This is a genomic window from Paraburkholderia sp. BR10923 (assembly GCF_040948765.1).
Classification (GTDB): domain Bacteria; phylum Pseudomonadota; class Gammaproteobacteria; order Burkholderiales; family Burkholderiaceae; genus Paraburkholderia; species Paraburkholderia youngii.
The window spans coordinates 1-1,921 of record NZ_JBFPKO010000107.1; the positions used below are offsets into that span (position 1 = coordinate 1).

Annotated in this window: 2 pseudogenes; both read left to right on the forward strand. The window is 65.2% G+C overall.

The features are described from left to right. Positions 1–232: 232 nt before the first annotated feature. A pseudogene (locus AB3X94_RS41540) lies at positions 233–1,637 on the forward strand (phage integrase family protein); the annotation flags it as partial. Positions 1,638–1,760: 123 nt separating this feature from the next. After that, positions 1,761–1,921: pseudogene (locus AB3X94_RS41545) on the forward strand (IS5/IS1182 family transposase); the annotation flags it as partial.

Here is a 1,921-nt window from a genome sequence, read left to right on the forward strand (position 1 = left end):
CCATAGCCACCGACACTGGAGCGGCTTAGCTCAAGGAATTTTTAGCAGGGCAGAAACGGCTCGTTTGCGGAGCCCTTATCCTGCTCACTGCGCCGTTTCCGCCCTGCTAAAAATCCTCTGGATTATCGGGCTACCATCTTAATTTTACGTAACCTCAACCGATGAAGACGCGTCTGCCCCGGCGCCCCCGGCCGCGACGCCTGCCGAACCCGGGTTCCCGGATGCCGATGCGCTGGCCGCGCTGCGTGGCTGGTATGCAGGCCTCAGTTCACGTGCAACCGTCCTGCGCTACCTGCCTGGCCTCAAGGCGTCGGGCCAGTCCGCACGTGGCATGCTCGGCCGCATCCGCCGGCAGCTCATCGCGTTCGCCGAAAGCCGCCATCGACTGGATCTGGCGGCGGTATTCCAGCACACGCCCCAAGAGCGGCAGGGGCGAGCCAAGGCAGTTGAACACGCGCTCAGGACGTTGCCCTCGGTGAATGCGCCACAGCCCCAGATCAGCGACGACATTGAACGGTGCCTCGCACCCCGGACCGCGAATGCCCTGCGTGCACACGGCATCCATACGCTCTCGGAACTGACCGTACGCATCCCGCGACGGCGCGGATGGTGGCGAACGATCGAGGGGCTCGGCGCGATGGGGGCTCGGCAAGTCGAAGCCTTCTTCGCCGGGCATCCGCTGTTGACCGAGCGCGCCCGCGCACTGGTCGCGGTCACCCAGCCACGCAGCATCGTGCCGTGGGAAGAGTTGCGCCTGCCGCACGAGGTCGATGGCTTGCAGGGCAGTTTCCGGGCGCCGCGTAATGCCTGCACGCTGAACGCGACGAAACGATTACGAGGCGGTACAGGCGTGGCTTGCGCTGCACGAAACAGCGACGACGCAGCGCGCCTATCGCAAGGAGGCCAAGCGGCTGATCCTGTGGGCGATCGTCGAACGCGGGCGGGCGCTGTCGTCACTGACAACCGACGACGCGATCGCCTACCGGGCGTTCGTGAGACGTCCGGCGCCGCGCGAGCGCTGGGTCGGGCCACCGCGGCCGCGCGATTCCGTCGAATGGCGCCCCTTTACGAGCGGCCTGTCAGCGCGCTCAGCAGCCTACGCACTGACGGTGCTCTCGGCGCTGTTTCGCTGGCTGATCGAGCAGCGTTACGTGCTCGCCAATCCGTTTTCCGGCGTCAAGGTCCGAGGCCACGCCTCGCAGCCAGCGCTGGACACGACGCGCGGTTTCACCGAGGGTGAGTGGCTGCTGGTCCGCGCGATTGCCGACGGCCTCGAAGGGTCCTATGGCTGGTCGGAGCCAGCGGCGCAGCGGCTGCGCTTCCTGCTTGACTTCGGCTACGCGACGGGTCTGCGCGCGAGCGAACTGGTCGGCGCCGGGGTCGGCAGCATCCGCGTGGACGGGCACGGTGATCACTGGCTGCATCTGGTCGGCAAGGGCAGCAAGCCCGGCAAGGTGGCACTGCCGCCGGTCGCGCGTACTGCGCTCGATCAGTACCTTGCACAGCGACGCCTGCCTGTCACGCCACAACGCTGGAACCCGAAGACATCACTGGTCGCGAGTCTGGGCGAAGACGGCGACGCGGGTATCGCGAGTCCGCACTGGATGCGCCACAGTCACGCGAGCCACGCCCTCGCTAGTCCAGCCTGAACAAACCGTAGAGCCTTAAGCGTTGGGGGTTTCCGGCGGAAATCGTGTTGTTGGAATTGCAGAGACCTGGCATATTGCTGGGTATAGCCTGCAAATTCTGACGAGGTTCAGATGGGTCCGAAGGCGCCTGTAACGGAGAAGGATCTGTTCCGGCATCCACTGCGCGAACAGATCAATCTCAAGCATCCACTGGTACGGCTGGCCGAGCTGATCAATTGGGAGCGGCTCAGTGCATGGATGAGCGCGAGTTTCGTTTCGGGTAAAGGCAGACC